The sequence below is a fragment of the Paracoccus sp. SSK6 genome (assembly GCF_039770665.1).
In the GTDB taxonomy this organism is placed as follows: Bacteria; Pseudomonadota; Alphaproteobacteria; order Rhodobacterales; family Rhodobacteraceae; genus Paracoccus.
In genome coordinates this window covers 1-15,140 of the sequence record NZ_JBDPNJ010000046.1, presented here as the reverse complement: position 1 = coordinate 15,140, position 15,140 = coordinate 1, and the positions used below count along the sequence as shown (strand labels likewise).

Here is a 15,140-nt window from a genome sequence, read left to right as displayed (position 1 = left end):
GTGGTCCGGCCGCTGATGGGTTGCGCGGCGGTGCTGGAGTTGCGGATGTCGAACGGAACAAGCGAGGCCGGGCTTTCTGTTCTTCCATCCGCGGGATCATGCGAAACGGTTCATTTGCGTGTCCTGGCCACGACCGACATGCACATGAAGCTCCTGCCCCACGACTATCTTGCCGATCGGCCTTGCGGCCAGGGAAGCCTGGGGCAGGTGGCGTCGCTGGTCGAGCGTCACCGGAGCAAGGCCCCGAACACGCTGCTGCTGGACAATGGCGACTTTCTGCAGGGAACGCCGCTGGGCGACAGGGCCGCCCTGTCGTCCGGGAAGGTTCATCCCGCCATCGCCGCGATGAACCTGATGGGCTATGACGCCGCCGCCATCGGCAACCATGACTTCTCGTTCGGCCTGGATGTCCTGCAGACGGCAGCGCGTCAGGCCCGCTTTCCCCTGCTGGCCGCCAATCTCCGGGTCAAGGCGCGCGGGGACTTTCCCGCCTATGTCATCCTGCAAAGGCAGGTCGTGACCGAAGGGGGCCGCCCCCTCACCCTCCGGGTCGGTCTGGTGGGGTTCCTGCCGCCGCAAACCACGGCCTGGGACAGCAGCCTGGCCGGGCACATGACCTGCGACGACATCCTTGCGACAGCGCGCCGGGTCGTTCCGCTGATCCGGGCCGAAGGGGCGGATCTGGTCATTGCCCTGGCCCATAGCGGGATCTCGCCAGGCCCCGCCCTACCGGGGTCCGAGAATGTCGCAGCCCACTTGGCGGCCGTTGACGGCATCGATGCGATTGTCGCGGGACACACGCACGAGGTCTTTCCGGGAAGCGCCCCATCACCGTCGATGGAGGGCGTGGACGCGGTCGGAGGAACGCTGTGCGGCAAGCCTGCGGTCATGCCGGGATTCGGCGGATCTCACCTGGGGGTGATCGACATGCGGCTGCATCACGACTCCGCGCATGGCTGGCGCCTCTCGCGCGCCGCTTCTTCGTGCGAGGCGGTGGATGCCCGCCTGCCGGTCGCCCCAGCCGTCCTGCGGGCCGTCGGCCCGTCGCATCGCCTGACGCTGTCGCATCTCGGCACCCGCATCGGCGCCAGCACCCAGCGGATCAGCAGCTATTTCGCGCTGATCGGGATCGATCCCGCCGTGACGCTGGTCAACATGGCGCAACGCTGGTTCGTGCGCAAAAGCCTGCAGGGAACCTCGCTTGAAGGCCTGCCAGTCCTGTCGGCCGCCGCCCCGTTCCGCGCTGGCGGGCGGGGCGGTCCGTTCCATTACACCGATGTCGCGGCCGGGCGGCTGCGGCTGGGCAACCTGACCGACATCTATTCCTTTCCGAACCGCATCTGCGCGCTGCCGATCACCGGGGCCGAGCTTCGGGGCTGGCTGGAGCGGTCGGCAAGCCTGTTCAACCAGATCCGGCCCGGAGAGCCCGGCCAACCCCTGACCGATCCCTGCTTTCCCGCCTATCAGTTCGACGTTGTCCAGAATGTCCGCTGGCGGATAGACCTGTCCCGCCCTGCCGCCTTCCGCGCCGACGGGACACCCACGGGCGGAGGCCGTATCCGCGACCTGACCTGGCGGGGACGCGCGATCGGGGACAAGGATCGCTTCGTGCTTGCCACCAACTCCTATCGCCTGTCGGGATGCGGGCTTTTCGGGGGCATCGTGGCGGGCAAGGCCTCGGCCATCGCTCTTGGCCCGCAGACCCGCGACGTAATCCGCAACTATCTGCGCCAGCGCCGCCGGGTCTCGATCGACCCGGTCCCGGCCTGGCACTTTGCCCCCCTGCCCGGAACCTCGGTCGTTTTCGAGACCGGTCCCGGCGGTCTTCCGCTGCTGGCCGATGTTGCGGCTCGCCATGGCCGGCGCATGGAGCATGTCGGCCAGACCGGGACGGGCTTCGCCCTGATCCGTCTTTATCTCTGACGGGCTTGCAACGCGCACCCAACCGGACTATCTAGTCCCCCGAGAGGTTGGCGCGGGCAGGCGCCTCGCCAACCCGGTCAGGACCGGAAGGTAGCAGCCGTAACGAGCCCCGCTTGGGTCGTTGTCCAGCCTCTCACCCCCTTCCCCTATATTGCAGATTTTTCCGCCAGCACCTTGTTCTGAGCGCACAGTTTGCAGGTTTTCAGTTTTCGCTGCGATATCATAATTTAATTTGCAAATTTTCTCAATTTTGCTTTCCTAGCTTTGAGGCTCTGACTACGCTGCACCTGCGAAATGGGGGTGCCGCCATGAAGGATATTCTGCAGGAACTGGAAAGCCGCCGCGCGCAGGCCCGCCTTGGCGGCGGCCAGCGGCGCATCGACGCGCAGCACGCCCGTGGCAAGTTGACCGCGCGCGAACGGATCGAAGTGCTTCTGGACGAGGACAGCTTCGAGGAATTCGACATGTTCGTGGCGCACCGTTCCACCGATTTCGGGATGGAGGCCGACCGCCCCTACGGCGACGGCGTCGTGACCGGCTGGGGCACGATCAACGGGCGCATGGTCTATGTGTTCAGCCAGGACTTCACCGTCTTCGGCGGGTCGCTGTCCGAAACGCACGCGCAGAAGATCTGCAAGATCATGGACATGGCGATGCAGAACGGCGCGCCGGTGATCGGGCTGAACGATTCGGGCGGCGCGCGCATCCAGGAAGGCGTGGCCTCCCTGGCAGGCTATGCCGACGTGTTCCAACGCAACATCATGGCATCCGGCGTGGTGCCGCAGATCAGCGTCATCATGGGGCCCTGCGCGGGCGGCGCGGTCTATTCGCCCGCCATGACCGACTTCATCTTCATGGTGAAGGACACCTCCTACATGTTCGTGACCGGCCCCGACGTGGTCAAGACCGTCACGAACGAGGTCGTGACCGCCGAACAGCTTGGCGGCGCCTCCACCCATACGAAGAAATCCTCGGTCGCGGATGGCGCGTTTGAAGACGATGTCGAGGCGCTGACCGAAATCCGCCGCCTGTTCGACTTCTTGCCGCTGAACAACCGCGACAAGGCGCCGGTGCGTCCCTTCTTCGACGACCCCGCGAGGGTCGAGGAAAGCCTGGACACGCTGATCCCCGACAACCCGAACCAGCCCTATGACATGAAGGAACTGATCGTGAAGGTCGCGGACGAGGGCGACTTCTACGAAATCCAGCGCGACTTCGCGGGCAACATCATCGTGGGCTTCATCCGCATCGAGGGCCGCACCGTGGGCGTCGTCGCCAACCAGCCGATGGTGCTGGCAGGCTGCCTGGATATCGACAGCAGCCGCAAGGCCGCACGTTTCGTGCGCTTCTGCGACGCTTTCGAAATCCCGATCCTGACCTTCGTGGACGTGCCGGGCTTCCTGCCGGGCACGGGTCAGGAATATGGCGGCGTCATCAAGCACGGCGCCAAACTGCTGTTCGCCTATGGCGAGGCGACGGTGCCGAAGGTGACGGTCATCACCCGCAAGGCCTATGGCGGGGCGTATGACGTGATGGCGTCCAAGCACCTTCGGGGCGATTTCAACTATGCCTGGCCCACGGCCGAGATCGCCGTGATGGGCGCCAAGGGCGCGGTCGAGATCCTGTATCGCAGCGAGTTGGGCGATCCCGACAAGATCGCGGCGCGCACGAAGGACTATGAGGACCGCTTTGCAAACCCCTTCGTCGCCGCCGAAAAGGGCTTCATCGACGAGGTGATCCAACCCCGCTCGACCCGCAGGCGCGTGGCCCGCGCGCTGGCCAGCCTGCGCGGCAAGCGGCTGTCGAATCCCTGGAAGAAGCACGACAACATTCCCTTGTAAGGTCCGGGTTTTCCATGCTGTTGCACAAAGGCGTGAATGATGCAGTCCGGCCACAGGACGGGGGACATTTGTCCCGTGCCGCCCTGCCCGGCTGTCTGCGCCCCTGCGGCACCGTTATCATGCGCGGCGGGGCGGTGCTTGAAGACATCCCCCAGGACCCGAGCAGACGGGCGCAGCCGCGCCCGCTTTACAGGAGCGTGACAATATGTCGAAGAAGATCATCCTCGGCCTCGTGCTGGTGTCGGCTTTCGCTGCGTGCCAGCGTCAGGCAGCAGAGCCCGAGGTTTACGTGCCCACCGCGAACCCGGTCACGACCGAGCCGGTTTACACCAACAAGTACGGCTCGTAAGACCGTCCGGTTTTCATGGCGCGGGCGGTCTGGCTGCCCGCGACTTTCCGGCCCGGCCCAGCCCCGCCCCAGCATCAAGGGGGCATCATGCTGAAGCACCGTGGCTTTCCGGGGCGTCTTCCCGGCACCGATTTTCAATTCGTCATCCGGCGCGAAAACCGCAAGAAGGGCGCGACGCCGATCACCCGGCGCGAACGCTTCCGCGACCGCAAGGCCGCCGACCGCCGCGCCGACGCGGGTTTTCTGGCCGCCTTGATCGAGCATTTCGGCGAGGAGCCGTTCGTTCGCGGCAACCTGGACGCGGGCCGTCTGGGCTGGCTGATCGGGCGCGAGGTCAAGGCGGTCGGCCCCTTCGACCCCGCCGATTACGACCAGTTGCTGCAGGTGGACATGGCCGCCGCCGAGGCGTCGTTTCCCGAGCTCTTCGCCCCCGACAGCCCGCCCGATTTCGGATGGGACGACGATGATTGGGACGACGGCGACGAGGACGAGGGATCGGACCGTCGATGATGCGCGACTTGCTGCCTAGGGCGTTGATCTCACACGCATGTCAGTTTGACGTTCCTTGCGGCTATGCGATAGTCGTTCATGACCTTTCACCGGCCGCCGATGCGGCCCACAATACAGGCAAGACTTCATGCAAACCTCGACGTTCACCCGCATTGCTGGCGGCGCTTTCCTTCTCCTCGGCCTCGCTGCCTGCGACCAGGGCGGCTATGGCATGGGCGGCGTCTCGCCTGACGCGCAGCGCGCCGCTGGCGGTGCCGTCGCCGGTGCCGTCATCGCCAAGGCCCTGGACGAGGATATCGCGACCGGCGCGGCCATCGGCGCCGTGGGCGGCGCGCTGTGCGACGACGCCGGCGTCTGCCAGCGTCGTTACTGAACCTGACCGGCTGGACGGGCGTTCCGGTCCAGCCAATCACACGACAGGAAGACCCCAATGTCCAAGTTTCTTGCCATCGCCGCCCTTGTCGGCGCAACCGCCGTTGCAGGTTGCACCCAGGGCATCAACCCGACCGACACCGACCGCGCCCTTATCGGCGCGGGCGTCGGCGCGACCGTTGCCAGCGTCGGCGGGCACAACGTCCTCAAGGGCGCGGCCATCGGCGGCGCTGCCGGTGCGCTGTGCAACGACGTGGCGCTCTGCCAGTAACGACCTGAACCCGGCGCGCCTGCCGCGCCGTGACACTGTTATCGCCGTCCGGGGCCGCGCGCCTTCGGGCGGCTTTTTCATGCCTGGCCGGGGGGGCCCATGTTCAAGAAGATCCTGATCGCCAACCGGGGCGAGATCGCCTGCCGCGTTATCAAGACCGCCCGCAAGATGGGCATCGCCACCGTCGCCGTCTATTCCGACGCCGACCGCAACGCCCTGCATGTCAGGATGGCCGACGAGGCCGTCCATATCGGCCCGCCCCCCGCGAACCAGTCCTATATCGTGATCGACAGGATCATGGACGCTATCCGCCAGACCGGCGCCGAGGCCGTCCATCCCGGCTATGGCTTCCTGTCCGAGAACATGAAGTTCGCCGAGGCCCTGGAGCGCGAAGGCGTCATCTTCGTAGGCCCGCCCAGTTCCGCCATCGAGGCCATGGGCGACAAGATCACCTCGAAGAAGATCGCCCAGGACGCGGGCGTGTCCACCGTTCCGGGCTATATGGGCCTGATCGCGGATGCCGAGGAAGCGGTGCGGATCAGCGACCAGATCGGCTATCCGGTGATGATCAAGGCCAGCGCGGGCGGCGGCGGCAAGGGGATGCGCATCGCCTGGACCGCGCAGGAAGCCCGCGAGGGGTTTGAGTCTTCGCGCAACGAGGCTGCCAGCAGCTTCGGCGACGACCGCATCTTCATCGAGAAATTCGTGACCCAGCCGCGCCACATCGAAATCCAGGTGCTGGCAGACAAGCACGGCAACGCGGTCTATCTGCACGAACGCGAATGTTCGATCCAGCGCCGCAACCAGAAGGTCATCGAGGAAGCGCCCTCGCCCTTCCTGGACAAGGCGACCCGCAAGGCCATGGGCGAGCAGGCGGTCGCGCTCGCCAAGGCCGTGGGCTATACAAGCGCGGGCACGGTGGAATTCATCGTGGACGGGCAGAAGAACTTCTACTTCCTGGAAATGAACACCCGGTTGCAGGTGGAACATCCGGTGACGGAACTGATTACCGGCATCGACCTGGTGGAACAGATGATCCGCGTCGCGGCGGGCGAGCCCCTGCCCTTTGCGCAGTCGGACCTGAAGATCAACGGCTGGGCCATGGAAAGCCGCCTTTACGCCGAGGATCCCTATCGCAACTTCCTGCCCTCGATCGGGCGGCTGACCCGCTATCGCCCGCCGGCCGAGGTCGCGGACGACGCCCATGTGGTCCGCAACGACACCGGCGTCTTCGAGGGGGGCGAGATCAGCATGTTCTATGACCCGATGATCGCCAAGCTTTGCACCTGGGCCCCGTCGCGCGATCAGGCCATCGAGGCGATGCGCGTGGCTCTGGACGAATTCGAGGTGGAAGGGATCGGCCACAACCTGCCCTTCCTGTCCGCCGTCATGGACCATCCGAAATTCGTCGCGGGTGACATCACCACCGCCTTCATCGCCGAGGAATATCCCGAAGGCTTCCAAGGCGCGTCCCTGCCCGACGATGAACTGGCCCGCGTGGCTGCCGCAGCCTCCGCCATGCACCGCGTCGCCGAAATCCGCCGCACCCGGATCAGCGGGCGGCTGGACAACCACGAACGCCGCGTGGGCGAGAACTGGGTGGTCTTCGTCAACGGCCGGGAAATCCCCGCACGGATCCGCGCCGACCGCGACGGTGCCACCGTTGCCGTGAACGGCCGCGACCTGCGCGTGGAAAGCGACTGGAAGCCCGGCCAGACCCTGGCGCACCTGACCGTCGATGGCCGCCCGCTGGTCCTGAAGGTGGACAAGATCCCCGCCGGTTTCCGCCTGCGCACGCGCGGCGCCGACCTGAAGGTCCAGGTCCGCCGCCCCCGAACCGCCGAACTGGTCCGGCTGATGCCCGAAAAGCTGCCGCCCGATACGTCCAAATTCCTGCTCTGCCCCATGCCGGGTCTGGTGGTCCGGGTGAATGTCGCGCCCGGAGACGAGGTGCAGGAAGGCCAGGCGCTTGCCACGGTCGAGGCGATGAAGATGGAAAACATGCTGCGCGCCGAACGCAAGGGCGTGGTCAAGTCGGTGAACGCCGAGGCGGGCCAGAGCCTCAAGGTCGATGACGTGATCATGGAGTTCGAGTGAGCTTCGCCGCCGCCCTGACTGACCCGCGCGTCGTCGCCGCCATGATCGGCGGCGCGGTGGTGGCGGGTGGCTGGGTGGTGACGCATGTCCTCAGCGCGCGGCGGGATCGGGCGGCGCGGGCCGAACGCGTCCGCGACGTGCAGGGGGCGCTTTATGCCGAAATCCGTGTCCATGTCGCGACGCTGAAAAGCCAGAACCTGCCCCGCTATGGTGCGGAAATCGAGGCGTTGATCCTGAAGGGGAGCGGCTTCTTCCCGGTGATTCCGACCGAACACAATGACCGCCTGTTCACCGCCATCGTCGAGGAGATCCACGTCCTGCCGTTTCGGGTCGTCGATCCGGTGGTGCGTTACTACAACCAGCTTGCCACCATCGGCGCGATGATCGCGGATCTGCGGGCGGTGGACATCGCCCATCTGGACGCAGCCCGCGCGGCGCGGATGTATCGCCACTATATCGAAATGAAGATCGAGGCGATCGAGCTTGGCGAAAAGGCGATGGAATTCCTGCTGGCCCATCTGACCGGCGGCAGCGAGGCCGTCGCGCGCCTGGTCGATTCGCAGCAAAATGCCCGCCTTGCGGAAACCAAAGCGGGCGTCACGTCATGGATCGAGTCCGAAAAAGCGCGGCTCAGCGCCGGGAATAGCCCGGCATCGGGCCGGTTCGGCCAGTGATCGGGGGTGGGTTGTAGGATGTCGTGCTCATGTCGAACCTCCTTGTCCTTCGTTCCGAATATAGGTGGGAGCGCTTGGGTTTTCAACACTCACGGCAAAAGCCCCGCCCGGCCGATTTCCTGGCGGCGCAGGGGCAGCTTGTCGATGGCGCGGCTAATCTCGCGCACGTCCCAGGGCAGCGGGCGGCGCTGTTTCACCTGCCCGTCCTTGTCGATGATGACCAGCGAAAAGCCGCGCGGGTGCAACTGCCGGCGCCAGGCGCTGTCGGCCTGCGGGTCGCTGTCGGTGATGACCACCACGTCGCGTTCGATCAGCGCCTCGTTCCGTCCTTCCAGCACGCGCATCTGTTCGCGGAAGGCAGGATCGTTCGGCGTATCGGCAAAGACCACGACCGGGCGGGCCGTCCACAGGAAATCGGCCGGTTCGGCATCAGGCGCGGACAGGATGCGCAATTCGGGCCGGGCAGGCTCGGGCGCGGATGTCGCAACTTCCTCGGGGCTGGCGGGCTGCGGCCGGACCGTTGGCGGAGGCGCCTCTCGCGCCGGTCCCATGGCGGCAAGCAGCATCGCAACTATCAGCAATTTCAACTTCATCGGCACCCCTTCCTGCCCTGAATATAGGGCAGCCCGCGCCGTGCGAAAGGATGGATCATGACGAAACCCACGCTGGACGACTGGCAGAAGCTGGCGGCAAAGGAACTGAAGGGCGTGGATCCCGACAGCCTGACCTGGAACACGCTGGAAGGCATCCCGGTCAAGCCGCTCTATACCGAAGCCGACCTGGAGGGCCTTGAGCATCTGGGCAGCCTGCCGGGCATCGCGCCCTTCACGCGCGGCCCGCGCGCCACGATGTATGCGGGCCGCCCCTGGACCATCCGCCAATATGCGGGCTTTTCCACCGCCGAGGAATCCAACGCCTTCTATCGCAAGGCCTTGGCCGCCGGTCAGCAGGGCGTGTCGGTCGCCTTCGACCTGGCGACGCACCGGGGCTATGACAGCGACCATCCGCGCGTGGTGGGCGACGTGGGCAAGGCCGGTGTCGCCATCGATTCGGTCGAGGATATGAAGATCCTGTTCGACGGCATCCCGCTGGACAAGGTCTCGGTGTCGATGACCATGAACGGCGCGGTGATCCCGATCCTGGCGAACTTCATCGTGACCGGGGAAGAACAGGGCCATTCCCGCGCCGTGCTGTCGGGCACGATCCAGAACGACATCCTCAAGGAGTTCATGGTCCGCAACACCTATATCTATCCGCCCGAGCCTTCGATGCGGATCATCGCGGACATCATCGAATACACCTCGAACGAGATGCCGAAGTTCAACTCGATCTCGATTTCCGGCTATCACATGCAGGAAGCGGGCGCGAACCTGGTGCAGGAACTGGCCTATACGCTGGCCGACGGGCGCGAATATGTCCGTGCGGCCCTGAGCGCCGGCATGGACGTGGACCAGTTCGCGGGCCGGCTGTCCTTCTTCTTCGCCATCGGCATGAACTTCTTCATGGAGATCGCCAAGCTGCGCGCGGCGCGCCTGCTGTGGCACCGGATCATGACGGAATTCGCGCCCAAGAAGGCGTCGTCCCTGATGCTGCGGACGCATTGCCAAACCTCGGGCGTCAGCTTGCAGGAACAGGATCCCTACAACAACGTGATCCGCACCGCCTATGAGGCGATGTCGGCGGCGCTTGGCGGCACGCAGTCGCTGCACACCAACGCCTTGGACGAAGCCATCGCCCTGCCGACCGAGTTCAGCGCCCGCATCGCGCGGAACACGCAGCTGATCCTGCAGGAGGAAACCGGCATCACCCATGTCGTCGATCCGCTGGCGGGATCCTACTACATCGAAAGCCTGACGGCGGAACTGGCCGAAAAAGCCTGGGCGCTGATCGAGGAGGTCGAGGAACTGGGCGGCATGACCAAGGCGGTCGCCACCGGAATGCCCAAGCTGCGGATCGAGGAAACCGCCGCCCGCCGCCAGGCCCAGATCGACCGGGGCGAGGAGGTGATCGTCGGCGTCAACAAGTATCGCAAGGACCGCGAGGATCCGATCGACATCCTGGACATCGACAACATGGCGGTGCGCGACAGCCAGATCGCCCGCCTGAACCGCATCCGCCAGACGCGCGACGAAAGCGCAGCCCAAGCCGCGCTGGATGAGATCAGCCGCCGCGCGCGTGAGGGCGGCAACCTGCTGGAGGCCGCCGTCGAGGCCGCCCGCGCCCGTGCAACCGTTGGGGAAATCAGCATGGCGATGGAAAGGGAATGGGGCCGCCACCGGGCCGAGGTGAAGACCCTGGCCGGGGTCTATGGCGCGGCCTATGAAGGAGACGAGGGCTTCGCGCAGATCCAGCGCGATGTGGAGGCCTTTGCCGAACAGGAAGGCCGCCGCCCCCGGATGCTGGTCGTCAAGATGGGCCAGGACGGCCATGACCGGGGCGCCAAGGTGATCGCCACGGCCTTCGCCGATATCGGTTTCGACGTGGACGTGGGGCCCTTGTTCCAGACGCCCGAGGAAGCGGCCCAGGACGCCGTGGACAACGACGTGCATGTGGTGGGGATCAGTTCGCAGGCGGCGGGCCACAAGACGCTGGCCCCCAAGCTGATCGAGGCGCTGAAGGCCCAGGGCGCGGGCGACATCCTGGTCATCTGCGGCGGCGTGATCCCGCAGCAGGACTATGACTACCTGAAAAACGCGGGCGTGAAGGCGATCTTCGGTCCGGGCACCAACATCCCCATCGCTGCTGCCGACATCCTGCGGCTGATCCGGGAAAGCCGCGCGGCGTGACCTGCGCCGTGCAGTCGCTGCGGGACCAGGGCAAAGGAGATTGCCTTGGTTCCGCCGCTGTGAAACGGTGCGCGTGAACAAGGGGAAGGCCGATGGACGCGCCGGAAATCAAGCAGATCATCTGCATCAAGTGGGGCACGAAGTTCGGGCCGGAATACGCGAACCGCCTCTACGGGATGATCCGCCGCAACATCACCCCGCCCTTCCGGCTGTTCTGCTTTACCGATGACGGCACGGGCCTGCATCCAGACATTGCCGTCCGGCCCCTGCCCGTCTTCGAATACCAGGCGCCCGTCAACACGCGCGGCAAGTGGCCGAAGTCGCGACTGTGGGGCGATCTGGGCGATGTGTCGGGCGTGGTGCTGTTCCTGGATCTGGATGTCATCATCACCGGCAACCTGGATCCGTTCTTCACCTATGGCGATCCCGACGACACGATCCTGGGGCGCAACCCGAACACGCCGCTGGAGCGGCTGGGCCAGACCTCGGTCTATCGGATGCGGGTCGGCAAGCTGGCGCCCTTGCAGGACATGTTCCGCGCCGATCCGCAGGGCGTGGCGGACAAGTACAAGTACGAGCAGCGTTTCGTCACCCGCAATGCGCCGGGCGGGGTCAGGTTCTGGCCGCGCGGCTGGCTGGCGCATTTCCGCATGCACTCGGTCCCGCCCTTCCCGCTGAATTACTTGCGCGAACCGAAGGTGCCGAAGAACAGCCGTATCGTGATCTTCGCGGGCAACCTGAACCCTCCCGATGCCATTGCCGGCCGCTGGCATGAGGAAGAGCAGCATCGCCCGCCGCTGGATCACCTGCGCGCAACCTTTTCCGGCAAGCGCAAGGAAAGCCTGTCCAAGCACCTGCGCCATTACCTGCTGCCCGCGACCTGGGTCAAAGACCTGTGGCGCGAATAGCATGGCCCTGCCCCGCGCCCCGGACCGTCTGTCAGAGGAGATGGCGGCGGCCATCGGGCACGCCGTATCGGGCTTCGGCTTCCTGGAAGAGGCGCTGAAGCGGGCGATCTTTTCACTGACCCGCAAGGAACTGGGCGCCGAGGTCAGCGACGAGGCCCTGCAGCACTGGCTGCGCCGGATGGAGGAGATCGCCGACGACACGCTGGGCACGCTGATCGACAGCTTCGCCGCCGCGATGAGGCAGGCGGGGATCGACGGGCGGCAGGAACTTGCGGAAGACCTGCGGGCGATCCGCATCAGCCGCAACTTGCTGTGCCACGCATCCTGGCGCCCCGGCCGCAAGCCCGGCCACTGGCTTCCGACCTTCATCAACACCAAGGGCGAACGCTATCCCGGCGAAATGGACTCCGCCGCCATCCTGGCGATCCATGCCGATACGCTGCGCGCCGCGCGCCGCGCGCCGGGTCGTGTCGATCATGCGCGGAACCGGCATCGACGGCGAATGGGCGGGATACGAAGACAAGGACGGGGAAGGCGCCTGACTCGTTGCATGATGCTGCTGCCCGCGCTAACAGCAGGCGACCCTAGACAAGAGGCTTTCATGTCGTCCCCCCTCCGCCCCGATTCCTTGAGACTAGGCATTGCCGGGCTCGGCACCGTCGGGATCGGTGTCGTCAAGATCGTCCAGAAACACGCCGATCTTCTGGCGCGCCGGACGGGCCGTCCCGTGGCGATCACAGCCATCAGCGCGCGGGACAAGCGCAAGAACCGCGACGCGGACCTGTCGTCCTATCGCTGGGAAGACGACCCGATGGCGGTTGCCACCGCCGATGACGTGGATGTCTTCGTGGAACTGGTGGGCGGTGATGCGGGCATTGCCAAGGACAGCATCGAGGCCGCCTTGAGGTCGGGCAAGGATGTCGTGACCGCGAACAAGGCGCTGCTGGCCGTCCACGGCCAGGCGCTTGCGGAACTGGCCGAGGGCTTGGGCCGCACCCTGCGGTTCGAGGCGGCGGTAGCGGGCGGCATCCCCGTCATCAAGGCGATGACGGAATCGCTGGCGGGCAACGAGATCCGCCGCGTCATGGGCGTGATGAACGGCACCTGCAACTATATCCTGACGCGGATGGAAAGCGCGGGCCTCCCCTATGAGTCGGTCTTCGAGGAAGCCCGCCAGCTTGGCTATCTTGAGGCCGATCCGACGCTGGACGTGGGCGGCATCGACGCGGGCCACAAGCTGTCGATCCTGTCCTCCATCGCCTTCGGCACGCAGGTCAATTTCGACGCCGTCGAGATCGAGGGGATCGAGCGCGTCAGCATCGACGACATCCGCCGCGCCGCCGACATGGGCTACAAGATCAAGCTGCTGGGCGTGGCGCAGATGACGCCGCGCGGGCTGGAACAGCGCATGTCACCCTGCCTTGTGCCCGCCGACAGCCCCCTGGGCCAGTTGGTGGGCGGCACCAACATGGTCGTGGTCGAAGGCGACAGCGTGGGCCAGCTTGTCCTGCGCGGCGCGGGTGCGGGCGAAGGGCCGACCGCCAGCGCCGTCCTGTCGGACATCGTGGAAATCGCGCGTGGCGTGCGCCTGCCGGTCTTCGGCCAGCCTGCGACGGCGCTGAAGGCGGCGCAGCCTGCCCGGACGGCGGTTCCGGCGGCCTATTACATCCGGCTGGAACTGCAGGACAAGCCGGGCGCGCTTGCCAAGGTGGCGACGGTCCTGGGCGATGCGGGGATTTCCATCGACCGGATGCGCCAATACGGGCAGCACAGCCCGGACAGCGTGCCGGTTCTGGTCGTCACCCACAAGACCACGCCCGAAGCCATCGACTTCGCCATCGAGGCCCTGCCCCGCACCGGCGTCCTGGCGGGTGAGCCTGTCGAATTGCGGATCGAGGAAGTCTGACGAAAAAGGGGGCCGCAGGGCCCCCGTTTCATTCCATTGCAGGCAGGTTTCAGCTTCCTGCGATGATCCGCACATAGTTGCGGGTTTCGCGATAGGGGGGGATGCCGCCGTATTTCTGGACCGCGCCCGGCCCGGCGTTGTAGGCCGCAAGGGCCAGGTTCCAGTTGCCGAACTGGTTGTACATCATCCGCAGATAGCGTGCCCCGCCATGCAGGTTCTGCACCGGGTCATGCGGATTGACGCCCAGCTTCGCGGCCGTTCCCGGCATCAGCTGCGCCAGGCCCGTGGCGCCCTTGTGCGACCGGGCGCGCGGGTTCCAGCCCGATTCCTGCTGGACAAGCCGCAGGAACAGATCCTCGGGGATGCCGTATTTGCGCGCGGCGGCGCGGGCGTGGGGGATGAAGTCGCTGCGCTTGCCGCGATAGGCCGGGATGTTCGCCGACAACTGGATCTCGACCGAACTGGTATTGCGGCCACGGGGCTGCAATCGCGCTGATTGCTGGTATTGCCCGGCCAGGCGCGAATCCATCAGGCGCGTCTGGCGGGCGAACTGTTCGGCGCGCGATTTCGATGAACTGCCCGACAGGCGCAACCCCTCGGCCCCGGCTGGCAAGGCCAGGCCTGCGATCAGCATCGCGCAAAGACCCGCCTTGATGGTTGGGAAGAACGTCATGCCCCCGTCCCTCGTTGTTATGGGTTTGGACGGGACTATACAGAAAACGGGCCGCATCGCCAGCATGGCTTTTCGCAGCCGGGGCAGGCCATAGGCGCCAAACCGCGCATTTGCATCGCGCGGGGGGCTGCGCTAGATCAGGGGCCAAGGACACATTTCAAGGAGCCAGCCCATGGCAGGCAGCGTCAACAAGGTCATCCTGATCGGCAATCTGGGCCGCGATCCCGAAATCCGCACCTTCCAGAACGGCGGCAAGGTGGCGAACCTGCGCATCGCCACGTCGGAACAGTGGAAGGACCGCAACACGGGCGAACGCAAGGAACGGACCGAATGGCACAGCGTCGCCATCATGTCCGAGGGCCTGGTCAACGTGGTCGAGCGTTTCCTGAAGAAGGGCAGCAAGGTCTATGTCGAGGGCCAGCTGGAAACCCGCAAATGGCAGGACCAGTCCGGCCAGGACCGCTACACGACCGAGGTGGTGCTGCGCGGCTTCAACGGCACGCTTCAGATGCTGGACGGCCGCGACGGCGGCGGTTCGGGCGGCGGGCGCGACAGCGGCGGCTTTGGCGGCGGCGGTTATGACGACTACGACCGGGGCGGTTCGTCCAGTGGCGGCGGCAGCCAGGGTGGTGGCGGCAGCCGCAGCGATTACGACGACGAAATCCCGTTCTGATCGGAAGGAGGGCGCGCATTCAAGGCTTGCTTGTGATGCGCTGCCTTTGATCTGGCGAAGGCCATTGCTTCGCCACGTCGTGACTTAGCCACCCACACCGCCGGGCCCCAAGGGCCCGGCCAGTGTCCGCCCCGCCACCGGCGGGCGCTGGCCTACC

Annotated in this window: 14 protein-coding genes and 1 other RNA gene; 13 read left to right on the top strand and 2 right to left on the bottom strand. The window is 66.0% G+C overall.

Annotation, left to right across the window (positions count from 1 at the left end; all coding sequences use genetic code 11):
- Positions 1 to 15: 15 nt before the first annotated feature.
- The 9 genes from AAIL68_RS16510 (at position 16) to AAIL68_RS16470 (ending at position 8,037) form a co-directional block, all read left to right on the top strand.
- Entirely contained in the window at positions 16 to 1,923 is a 1,908-nt protein-coding gene (locus tag AAIL68_RS16510; protein WP_347140839.1) for a bifunctional 2',3'-cyclic-nucleotide 2'-phosphodiesterase/3'-nucleotidase, read from the top strand.
- 40 nt (positions 1,924 to 1,963) lie between these two features.
- Positions 1,964 to 2,062: signal recognition particle sRNA small type (gene ffs, locus AAIL68_RS16505), an RNA gene on the top strand.
- A 169-nt stretch (positions 2,063 to 2,231) separates the two neighbouring features.
- Positions 2,232 to 3,764, top strand: coding sequence for an acyl-CoA carboxylase subunit beta (locus AAIL68_RS16500; RefSeq protein ID WP_347140835.1), 1,533 nt, complete (start codon positions 2,232 to 2,234; stop codon positions 3,762 to 3,764).
- 205 nt (positions 3,765 to 3,969) lie between these two features.
- On the top strand, positions 3,970 to 4,113 hold the full coding sequence (locus AAIL68_RS16495) for a hypothetical protein (RefSeq protein ID WP_347140834.1): 144 nt from the start codon (positions 3,970 to 3,972) through the stop codon (positions 4,111 to 4,113).
- A gap of 87 nt (positions 4,114 to 4,200) precedes the next feature.
- Positions 4,201 to 4,623 (top strand): hypothetical protein, encoded by a 423-nt coding sequence (locus AAIL68_RS16490; protein ID WP_347140833.1) that lies wholly within the window; start codon positions 4,201 to 4,203, stop codon positions 4,621 to 4,623.
- Positions 4,624 to 4,750: 127 nt separating this feature from the next.
- The gene (locus AAIL68_RS16485) at positions 4,751 to 4,996 is read left to right on the top strand and encodes a hypothetical protein (RefSeq protein WP_347140831.1); all 246 of its coding nucleotides are present in this window, start codon (positions 4,751 to 4,753) and stop codon (positions 4,994 to 4,996) included.
- Positions 4,997 to 5,053: 57 nt separating this feature from the next.
- Positions 5,054 to 5,266 carry a hypothetical protein gene (locus AAIL68_RS16480; protein ID WP_347140830.1) on the top strand — a complete coding sequence of 71 codons (213 nt, stop codon included), beginning with the start codon at positions 5,054 to 5,056 and terminating at the stop codon, positions 5,264 to 5,266.
- A gap of 99 nt (positions 5,267 to 5,365) precedes the next feature.
- Positions 5,366 to 7,363, top strand: a complete 1,998-nt coding sequence (locus AAIL68_RS16475) for an acetyl/propionyl/methylcrotonyl-CoA carboxylase subunit alpha (RefSeq protein ID WP_347140829.1) — start codon at positions 5,366 to 5,368, stop codon at positions 7,361 to 7,363.
- Complete coding sequence (locus AAIL68_RS16470) at positions 7,360 to 8,037, top strand: hypothetical protein (RefSeq protein WP_347140827.1); 678 nt, start codon at positions 7,360 to 7,362, stop codon at positions 8,035 to 8,037. The genes AAIL68_RS16475 and AAIL68_RS16470 overlap by 4 nt, the downstream gene beginning before the upstream one ends.
- 89 nt (positions 8,038 to 8,126) lie before the next feature.
- Here the strand turns inward: AAIL68_RS16470 and AAIL68_RS16465 are convergent, their stop codons facing one another.
- A complete protein-coding gene (locus tag AAIL68_RS16465) occupies positions 8,127 to 8,630 on the bottom strand; it encodes a DUF4174 domain-containing protein (RefSeq protein ID WP_347140826.1) in 504 nt (167 codons plus the stop codon).
- Positions 8,631 to 8,687: 57 nt separating this feature from the next.
- Here AAIL68_RS16465 and scpA point away from each other — a divergent pair, with 57 nt between their 5' ends.
- From scpA to AAIL68_RS16450, 3 genes are all read left to right on the top strand, one after another.
- On the top strand, positions 8,688 to 10,823 hold the full coding sequence (gene scpA / locus AAIL68_RS16460; protein ID WP_347140825.1) for a methylmalonyl-CoA mutase: 2,136 nt from the start codon (positions 8,688 to 8,690) through the stop codon (positions 10,821 to 10,823).
- Between the two features lie 92 nt (positions 10,824 to 10,915).
- A complete protein-coding gene (locus AAIL68_RS16455; protein WP_347140824.1) occupies positions 10,916 to 11,731 on the top strand; it encodes a glycosyl transferase in 816 nt (271 codons plus the stop codon).
- 601 nt (positions 11,732 to 12,332) lie between these two features.
- Positions 12,333 to 13,637, top strand: coding sequence for a homoserine dehydrogenase (locus AAIL68_RS16450; RefSeq protein WP_347140837.1), 1,305 nt, complete (start codon positions 12,333 to 12,335; stop codon positions 13,635 to 13,637).
- 49 nt (positions 13,638 to 13,686) lie between these two features.
- Here AAIL68_RS16450 and AAIL68_RS16445 read toward each other — a convergent pair whose 3' ends face one another.
- Entirely contained in the window at positions 13,687 to 14,271 is a 585-nt protein-coding gene (locus AAIL68_RS16445; RefSeq protein WP_347140836.1) for a lytic transglycosylase domain-containing protein, read from the bottom strand.
- A 211-nt stretch (positions 14,272 to 14,482) separates the two neighbouring features.
- Between AAIL68_RS16445 and ssb the strand changes: the two genes are divergently transcribed.
- A complete protein-coding gene (gene ssb, locus AAIL68_RS16440) occupies positions 14,483 to 14,983 on the top strand; it encodes a single-stranded DNA-binding protein (RefSeq protein WP_347140823.1) in 501 nt (166 codons plus the stop codon).
- Positions 14,984 to 15,140 lie beyond the last annotated feature (157 nt).

Bases quoted from the DNA above. Each gene is read 5' to 3' on its own strand.
- AAIL68_RS16500 (WP_347140835.1), top strand. From the start codon at position 2,232: ATGAAGGATATTCTGCAGGAACTGGAAAGCCGCCGCGCGCAGGCCCGC.
- AAIL68_RS16490 (WP_347140833.1), top strand. From the start codon at position 4,201: ATGCTGAAGCACCGTGGCTTTCCGGGGCGTCTTCCCGGCACCGATTTT.
- AAIL68_RS16450 (WP_347140837.1), top strand. From the start codon at position 12,333: ATGTCGTCCCCCCTCCGCCCCGATTCCTTGAGACTAGGCATTGCCGGG.
- scpA (WP_347140825.1), top strand. From the start codon at position 8,688: ATGACGAAACCCACGCTGGACGACTGGCAGAAGCTGGCGGCAAAGGAA.
- AAIL68_RS16495 (WP_347140834.1), top strand. From the start codon at position 3,970: ATGTCGAAGAAGATCATCCTCGGCCTCGTGCTGGTGTCGGCTTTCGCT.
- AAIL68_RS16510 (WP_347140839.1), top strand. From the start codon at position 16: ATGGGTTGCGCGGCGGTGCTGGAGTTGCGGATGTCGAACGGAACAAGC.
- AAIL68_RS16465 (WP_347140826.1), bottom strand. From the start codon at position 8,630: ATGAAGTTGAAATTGCTGATAGTTGCGATGCTGCTTGCCGCCATGGGA.
- AAIL68_RS16445 (WP_347140836.1), bottom strand. From the start codon at position 14,271: ATGCTGATCGCAGGCCTGGCCTTGCCAGCCGGGGCCGAGGGGTTGCGC.
- AAIL68_RS16475 (WP_347140829.1), top strand. From the start codon at position 5,366: ATGTTCAAGAAGATCCTGATCGCCAACCGGGGCGAGATCGCCTGCCGC.
- AAIL68_RS16455 (WP_347140824.1), top strand. From the start codon at position 10,916: ATGGACGCGCCGGAAATCAAGCAGATCATCTGCATCAAGTGGGGCACG.
- AAIL68_RS16480 (WP_347140830.1), top strand. From the start codon at position 5,054: ATGTCCAAGTTTCTTGCCATCGCCGCCCTTGTCGGCGCAACCGCCGTT.
- AAIL68_RS16485 (WP_347140831.1), top strand. From the start codon at position 4,751: ATGCAAACCTCGACGTTCACCCGCATTGCTGGCGGCGCTTTCCTTCTC.
- ssb (WP_347140823.1), top strand. From the start codon at position 14,483: ATGGCAGGCAGCGTCAACAAGGTCATCCTGATCGGCAATCTGGGCCGC.